Annotated in this window: 9 protein-coding genes and 2 pseudogenes; 6 read left to right on the top strand and 5 right to left on the bottom strand. The window is 59.6% G+C overall.

The window, feature by feature from the left end; all coding sequences use genetic code 11:
* Positions 1-288: pseudogene (locus AC13D8_RS00195) on the bottom strand (YncE family protein); the annotation flags it as partial.
* Between the two features lie 238 nt (positions 289-526).
* A complete protein-coding gene (locus tag AC13D8_RS00190; protein WP_482967164.1) occupies positions 527-802 on the bottom strand; it encodes a hypothetical protein in 276 nt (91 codons plus the stop codon).
* Positions 803-1109: 307 nt separating this feature from the next.
* Here AC13D8_RS00190 and AC13D8_RS00185 point away from each other — a divergent pair, with 307 nt between their 5' ends.
* The 6 genes and pseudogenes from AC13D8_RS00185 to AC13D8_RS00160 all read left to right on the top strand — a co-directional run bounded on the left by AC13D8_RS00185 (position 1110) and on the right by AC13D8_RS00160 (position 5404).
* Entirely contained in the window at positions 1110-1322 is a 213-nt protein-coding gene (locus tag AC13D8_RS00185) for a sigma factor (protein ID WP_482967163.1), read from the top strand.
* Positions 1304-1426 (top strand): annotated as a pseudogene (locus tag AC13D8_RS00180) (IS1 family transposase); the annotation flags it as partial. The gene AC13D8_RS00185 and the pseudogene AC13D8_RS00180, both read left to right, overlap by 19 nt.
* Entirely contained in the window at positions 1423-1965 is a 543-nt protein-coding gene (locus AC13D8_RS00175; RefSeq protein WP_482967162.1) for an ATP-dependent Clp protease proteolytic subunit, read from the top strand. The pseudogene AC13D8_RS00180 and the gene AC13D8_RS00175, both read left to right, overlap by 4 nt.
* 343 nt (positions 1966-2308) lie before the next feature.
* The gene (locus tag AC13D8_RS00170; protein WP_482967161.1) at positions 2309-2578 is read left to right on the top strand and encodes a DUF5676 family membrane protein; all 270 of its coding nucleotides are present in this window, start codon (positions 2309-2311) and stop codon (positions 2576-2578) included.
* A 117-nt stretch (positions 2579-2695) separates the two neighbouring features.
* Entirely contained in the window at positions 2696-5107 is a 2412-nt protein-coding gene (locus tag AC13D8_RS00165; RefSeq protein ID WP_482967160.1) for a copper-transporting P-type ATPase, read from the top strand.
* Between the two features lie 51 nt (positions 5108-5158).
* Positions 5159-5404, top strand: a complete 246-nt coding sequence (locus AC13D8_RS00160) for a DUF2933 domain-containing protein (RefSeq protein WP_482967159.1) — start codon at positions 5159-5161, stop codon at positions 5402-5404.
* Between the two features lie 100 nt (positions 5405-5504).
* Here the strand turns inward: AC13D8_RS00160 and AC13D8_RS00155 are convergent, their stop codons facing one another.
* The 3 genes from AC13D8_RS00155 to AC13D8_RS00145 all read right to left on the bottom strand — a co-directional run.
* Positions 5505-6311: a hypothetical protein gene (locus AC13D8_RS00155; RefSeq protein WP_482967158.1), complete on the bottom strand. Its 807-nt coding sequence runs from the start codon at positions 6309-6311 to the stop codon at positions 5505-5507.
* Complete coding sequence (locus AC13D8_RS00150) at positions 6304-6990, bottom strand: TVP38/TMEM64 family protein (protein ID WP_482967157.1); 687 nt, start codon at positions 6988-6990, stop codon at positions 6304-6306. Before AC13D8_RS00150 ends, AC13D8_RS00155 begins: the two co-directional genes overlap by 8 nt.
* Before the next feature lie 10 nt (positions 6991-7000).
* On the bottom strand, positions 7001-7446 hold a 446-nt coding region (locus tag AC13D8_RS00145; RefSeq protein WP_482967156.1), incomplete at its 5' end, for a DUF6010 family protein.

Raw genomic sequence — 7446 nt, 5'->3', positions numbered from 1 at the left:
CTTTTCTCCGCCTCCGTGGTGGGCTTCGTGATCCTCTTCGGAAACCTGGGAGGGTTTGGCCACCTCGCCGCCTTCGGTTTCCGTGAGACTGCCAGCTACCAGAATGCCCCGTTTCGGTGCGCCTGCCAGCCCGTGAACGTTACCGAGCCCTTCGATGCGGCCCGTAGCCTTGAAAGCTTCATCCAAATGAAGCACCGTTCCGCGCGTTCCTTCCGGGATGTAGACATCGGCCAATGCAGCACTGCCAGTCAGGAGTGCGGCACCGATTGCCATTAGTGGAATTCTCATAGCATAGCTCCTTGTTTTCCAATGGTGTTCCGTGTTGAACATTCGACCCTGTCCGCAACCAGAACCGGCGCACAGCGTCGGTCGTGCGTCCTCTTTCACGAAGCTAAGCATGGCTCATATCACGGTCGTAATCCTCGCGGCGTCTACTCTGACTGCGGCACATGTCGAGCGCCGCAGTCAGGTCCTACTTGTCGCAATCGGGCTTCCCTTTGTCAGCCAGAGCGCCCGATTGAATGCTTCAGCGACCTTGCTGCGGGTCGTTACGCTCTTCGAACATACGCTGAAACTCTGACGCCGCCGCCATGTGGGCATCCATTTCCTCGCGCGTGACCTTGTCGTCGTCGTTCCGATCAGAGTGGTCGAAATGGCCGCGCATGTTGTCGGTCATGTGAATGTTATTGTCACGATCAGGCAGGTCATGATGCCCGGTTACGTATCCCATGTCAGCGAGTGCCGCGCCGCCGACAACCGTGGCGAATGCGGTTGCGATAATGAGTGAGGTGTTGCGTTTCATTGAGTGCCTCCATTTTTGCGTGTTGCGTGATCAACTTGGCAAATCGGATGTGCTATGCAACGGGCTCCTGGAGTAGTCGTGTAACGGTCTGTCACAGAACTCCGCCTGGTTACATTTGGTGACAGATTTTCTCGGTGAGTGGCGCTCGATCCTGTAGGTCCGGGTCAGGCGGCTATCGCTCTTGCAAACCATCGGTATCGTTCTGATATTCTTGGGGATAGCGATGGTTCATCACAGAACGGGAAGGCCTCACATTAAGGGTTGATGACGGTGCCCTTGCGTCTCAGTCAGAAGGAGACGGCAAAGTATGACCGAGGCAGAAAAAGAAACGCGAGAAATCGCGCATGACCACGACCCGGCCAAAATAGCGCTTTCAGAAGGTCGGCAAGCCTTCTTGGGATTCCTGATGCGCCATTTGGGCAACAAAGCGGATGCCGAGGATGTTTTACAGGAATTCTGCATTCGCGTGCTGACGCGCAAGGATCAGCTGCGTGATGTGGCGCGATGGCCGCTGGCCTGACTGATCGTCTCTGGGATATTGGTGATCTGGTCGCGCTGGTGAAAGCAGATGAGCCCGCGCCGAAGAAGCGCGGCCCTTACAAGAAGAAGGAAGTTGGGAAGTGAGCAATATTAGCTATTTCAGCTTTATAGGCGGGATTGACGACGCAACGGCAGGACGAATTGCAATGGCTCTAAACAGCGCCGTCAACGAAGGCGCACAGGGCGTTTACCTCTCGTTTTCGTCTTGGGGAGGACTGGTTACATTGGGCGTTTTCCTGCACAACCACATCAGGGCCATACCCATTCCGATCACCATTCATGCAACTGGTAGCGTAGAGTCGATAGCGTTGGTTGTTTTTGTCGCGGCTCAACGGCGGGTTTGCTCGCAACATTCACTTTTCTTAACCCACCCGGCGGAAGCGCCAGCGTCAGCTGAAGGAAAGACGTGGGAACGGTTAAAAACCACGCTGGATGCGGCTTCTGCTGAGGATCAGCGCATCGAAAACATCTTGAGAGAACGATGCTCGATTGATGACGCCATCTACAGCCAGAGGCGATTCCGAGATGTTCACATGACCGCGCAAGATGCGCTCAAATTCGGTATTACGCATTCTGTGGAGGAGTTCGCGCTCCCGAGCGGTGCTCGCATAGTTCAAATTTGATTGCATCTTTCGCCTCCATACCCTGTCCATTTACATCATCCAGAATTTCTGGGTCAAAGCGCAATTTTCAAACTGACCCACTACCCAATGGAAGGACATGATAGTCATGATTACGCTAAGCGCATTTGCGGGGCTCTGTGTCCTGCTTCTCGTCCAATCGCGTTACTCGCTGCGAAATCGCGAAATAGCCATTCCGATTATCCGCGAACGAGATCACACTTCGGGTGCTACTTTTGGCGTCCGTCACGACAAAACGATACAGGAAATGTCGTGACACCTCTCCGTCTGTGGGGGCACTCACCTCCATAACGATATCGCTTCAAAAGACTTGGAAGGAAAAATCATGTCAGATTTCACACCTGTTCGCATGTTTCCCGTGGGCATGGCACTTGGGATATTGCTCGCGTCCAGCTTTGTGCTGTGCGTGATCTTTGGCCTATTGTTCCCGAACGCCACCATGTATCAGGTTTGGCTGCCTCTGCTGCCCGGCGTGACCTGGATGAGCTGGCCAAGCGCCTTTCTGGGGCTGATCGAAAGTTTCGCCTATGGCTGGTATATTGCCGTGATTTTCGTGCCGGCGTTCAACTTCTTTTCGCGCAAGACGAAGGCATGACAAACCGATGAGCGAGACTCCAGAAGCCACGGCTTGGCGATCACCGTTGCGCATTGGGGGCGTCGGATACTTCGACCCGTTCGTGACGAGCTAACCGTGGACAGGAAAGGACGCAGGATGAAAGTGACAAAGGGCCGGGCCGGCGGAAAAGAAGACGATAACGAGAGCTATGACACGGTACCGGACGGATACTCCGGCACCGTCTATACCTGTTCGATGCATCCCGAAGTGCGCCGCATAGAAGAAGGTTCCTGTCCAAAATGTGAGATGTTCCTGGAGCCGGAGACTATGGTTGCCGAAGGAAGCGGGTGTACGCATGATCATCACGGCCACGATGCCCATGCTCACGGTTCCGCTTCATTCGGTACATGGGGAGGCGAATACGACACCGTGCCCGAAGGCTATACCGGTACGGTCTATACCTGTCCGATGCACGCCGAAGTGAGGCATCCCGGCCCTGGTTCCTGCCCGATCTGCGGCATGGGGTTAGAGCCGGAGACCGTCGCCGCGGAAGACGAGGGCCCGAACCCCGAACTGGTCGATTTCACCCGGCGGTTATGGATCGGTGCCGTTCTGACCATCCCGGTCCTTGTCCTTTCGATGGGACCGTTTGTCGGCTTCAGCTATTTCATGGAATTGCTGGGCGAGCGTACGTCGCTCTGGCTGGAACTGGTCTTGTCGACACCGGTGATCCTGTGGTCGGGTTGGCCGTTCTTCGTGCGCGGCTACCACTCTTTCCGGACAATGAACCTGAACATGTTCAGCCTCATCAGCATGGGCGTGGGTGCGGCTTATTCGTTCAGTATTCTTGCTGTCGTGGCACCCCAGATATTCCCCGAGGGGTTCCGCGACGAGAATGGCAATGTCGGAGTTTACTTCGAGGCCGCGGCCGTGATCGTCACGCTGGTTCTCCTGGGGCAGGTAATGGAACTGCGCGCCCGCGAAGGCACCGGAAAAGCGATCCGCGCCTTGCTTGACATGGCCGCGAAGACGGCCGTGGTGATCCGCGCCGATGGAACCGAGGAAGAGATCGATCTCGACCAAGTGCAACTGGGCGATCACCTGCGCGTGCGGCCGGGCGACAAGGTTCCGGTCGATGGTGTCGTCGTCGAAGGCCGTTCTTCGGTGGACGAGTCAATGATTTCCGGCGAGCCCGTTCCCGTCGAGAAGGTCGCAGGCGAACCCGTCACCGGGGCAACGATCAACGGCACCGGTAGCCTCGTGATCGAGGCCACGCGCGTAGGCGCGGACACGATGCTCAGCCAGATCGTTCAAATGGTGGCCGACGCGCAGCGTAGCCGTGCCCCAATCCAGAAATATGCGGATAAGGTGGCGGGCATGTTCGTGCCTGCTGTTATCGCGACTGCCGTCGTGTCTTTCGTCGGCTGGTCAATCTGGGGGCCGGACCCGGCCATGGCGTATGGCCTTGTATCGGCCGTGGCGGTGCTGATCATCGCGTGTCCCTGTGCACTTGGTCTTGCCACGCCGATGTCGATCATGACGGCGACTGGCAGGGGCGCGCAATTGGGTGTGCTGATCAAGAACGCCGAGGCGCTGGAGCGTTTCGAGAAGATCGATACACTGATCGTGGACAAGACAGGAACCCTCACCGAAGGCAGGCCAAGGCTGGTCGCGGTACTCCCTGAAGCCGACCATGACGAAGATGAAGTCTTGCGCCTTGCCGCGTCGCTCGAACGCGGCTCGGAACATCCGCTGGCCGAGGCGATCGTGCGTGGCGCCGAGGAACGGGGCGTCGATCTTGCCAAGGCCGAGGATTTCGAGGCCGTCACCGGCAAGGGCGTCAAGGGGCGGGTCGACGGCAAATCGGTCGCGCTTGGCAATGCGGCATTGATCCGGGATATGGGACTGGACAGCGGCGCGCTGGTGGATACCGCCAATGCGCGGCGCGACGAGGGCGAGACCGTTATGTTCATCGTGCTGGACGGTACGATCGCCGGGCTTGTCTGCGTCGCCGACCCGGTCAAGGAAACCACGCCAGCGGCCCTGAAGGCGCTGCACGAGCTGGGTTTTCGTATCATCATGGCCACAGGCGATAACGAGCGCACCGCGCAGGCCGTCGCGAACCGCCTGGGCATCGACGAGATCCGCGCCGATGTCCTACCCGAAGACAAGGCCCGGATAATCAGGGAACTGCAGGATCAGGGCAGGAAAGTCGCGATGGCAGGCGACGGGGTCAACGATGCCCCGGCGCTGGCCCAGGCCGATGTTGGCATTGCCATGGGCACCGGCGCAGACGTCGCAATCGAGAGCGCGGGCTTCACCCTGGTCAAGGGCAATCTTGACGGCATCGTGCGCGCCCGGAAACTGAGTCAGGCCACGATGCGCAACATCCGCCAAAACCTGTTCTTCGCGCTGATCTACAACGCCTTGGGCGTGCCGATCGCGGCCGGCGTGCTCTACCCATTCCTGGGTATCCTGATCGGACCGATCTTCGCCGCGTTTGCGATGAGCGCGTCTTCACTGTCGGTCGTTGTGAACTCCCTTCGGCTGCGGCAACTGAAATTCTGAACCGCTTATGGTGGATAATTCCACCATTCAACCTGAGTAGGGCCAGACCAAATGACAAAGCAACATCAGGACGAGGACACTCATCACGACAATCGCGACAAGGGTTTCTGGAAGTCCCGCACGGGCATCTACCTTTTGATTGCTCTCGGGATCGGTGCGTTCCTGCTCGCGTTCGAACACCGTGTCCATATTTTCGGAGGCAATGGGTTTCTCGCGCTGTTACTGCTGGGATGCGTCGTCATGCATTTCTTCATGCACGGTGGACACGGGGGGCATGGTGGAGATGACAAGTCATGATGCATGACCCCGGTTATGGGCTGTGGTGACCTGCCACTGAACCTTCATCCAGCCGGAACCTGAACCCTTTGGCTTGTGCTGTTCGCCTTGTATTCCGAGTTCATTCTACACCTGCCCCTTCGTCTGACCAGGGGGTGTCCTCGGTCCGGTCTGTGCGCTTTGCGCTGCGCGCGCGCCAGCACATGTCGCAGACCGGATCACCAGCCGACAGCGTGCTGGCTCTGCGGTAATGCCCTCGCTGGCCATCCCCGGCGATAAGGTCCGCGCCGGGCCAGTCGTAGAGGCACCAGCTTTGCCGAAAAGCCTCCAGCAGTTCGGGATCCTCGTGGTGCGTGGCTACCCTGCGCGCAAAGCTCTGGGGCGGGCAATGGGTGAAATGCGTGTGCAGATCGTCGCCCTCCCGGAAGACGCGCGTTTCATAGCCGGGCGCACCGACCGGGCGGAACGGAAAAACCAGGAGAGCCCGGATCGTCCAGCGCAGCCTGCGCCCGGGATCGCGGCTAGCGATCCGCGCCGGCAGCGACGACAGGCGCAGCATGCGGCGGTAGAGGTCCCAGCCGAGATCGGCCACTACCGAATGCGCGCAATCCGTTCTGACCCCGTGCCGTCGCAGCGCCGCATCGGCGGCGACGGTATATACGGCGAGTTCGACCATCAGGCGGCTTCCGCCGTTGGGCAGAGCGTGCAGCCCGGCGACCTTTCGCATCTCTTCGACCATCTGATCCAACGTCTCGAGGAACCTGTCCCTGTCCTGCCGTAGCCAGCGCATCGCGGCGCCGCCCTCGTCGTGCAGTGTCCGGTTCGCCAGATGCCGGTGGCAGGTGCGGCGCAGTTCGCGCCAGAGAAGCCAGCGCACCATTTTCCAGTGGAGCGGCGTTGGTCGCGACGATGTCCGCAGTTTACTCATGCGTCGCCTCCTTTCGGCGCTTCTCCCTCATAGCCACAAAGACAAGTGGGGTTAGGGTCAGCGCACCGAGTCCGATGGCTGCCAAAGCGGTGCGCCCGGGGCCGCCGCTGACCGCTTCGTTGCCGAAATGGGCCAGGACAAAACTGGCAGGGATAATCCCGGCGAGAGTCGCGAGTGCAAAACGCCAGAAATGCAGGCAGCTGAATCCGGCGGCGTAGCTCCCGATGTCGAACGAGATGAAAGGCATCAACCGGCTGGCGAGCACAGTAAAGGTCAGCGCATTCTGAGAGCCAAGCAAGCCCCTGTCTACCTTGTCGCCCAGCCATCTGGTCAGCACGTCGCGCCCCAGTAGCCGCGCCAGTACGAAGGCCACCACGGCACCGAGTTCAGCGCCAATAACGATATAGATGGTGCCGATCGTATGGCCATATGCGGCGCCCGCGGCCAGGGCAATGGGCGCGCTCGGAATCGGCGTGGCGACGATGGCGATCGTCATTAAGCCGATGATGACGGTTGGACCCCACGCACCGGAGGCCTTCACCCATGCCGATATTCGTTCGCCACTCAGATCTTCCCAGAGGCCGGAAAGTGGACCCAGGAACAGCGCCACTGCGACAACGACGATGGCAACTGCCACGCCGACCTTCGCTATTGTTTTGATCGAGACAACTTGCGCCACCGAATGGACCTCACGGACGATAAAGGAGAAGCAGAAAAGCAGCGGCGAGCAGGTCGAACACCGCACATGAGGGGATGTACCATCTTGGCACCGGGGCGCCGAAAGCGCCGTTATGCTGCAAGATGTCCCAGGCCGCATGCGCCGCCAGCCCCAAGGGCAGGGCGCGCGGAGTCCAGAGCAGCCCGGCCAAAGCGACGCCCGTGTAGAAGGCGGCGACGCCCGGCTCCGGCCAGAAGACACGGACGGAACCGTCGGACGCCCCGAAGCCAATATGGGCGCCCGCGATCAAGGCAAGGGTCAGGGCGGCGGTCGCCGCCGAGACCTCTTCGGTGACCCACAGGTGGATCGGCGCAAAGGCAACGAACAGGCCCGCACCAATCGCGCTTGGGCCAAGCTTCCCGCTAGCGATCCTGCTGACCCGCGTTCCATAGCTTGTCATGCGGCGTGCCGTCCTCA

The organism is Roseovarius sp. B-10 (assembly GCF_056859295.1).
This window is presented reverse-complemented; position numbering and strand designations above follow the sequence as displayed.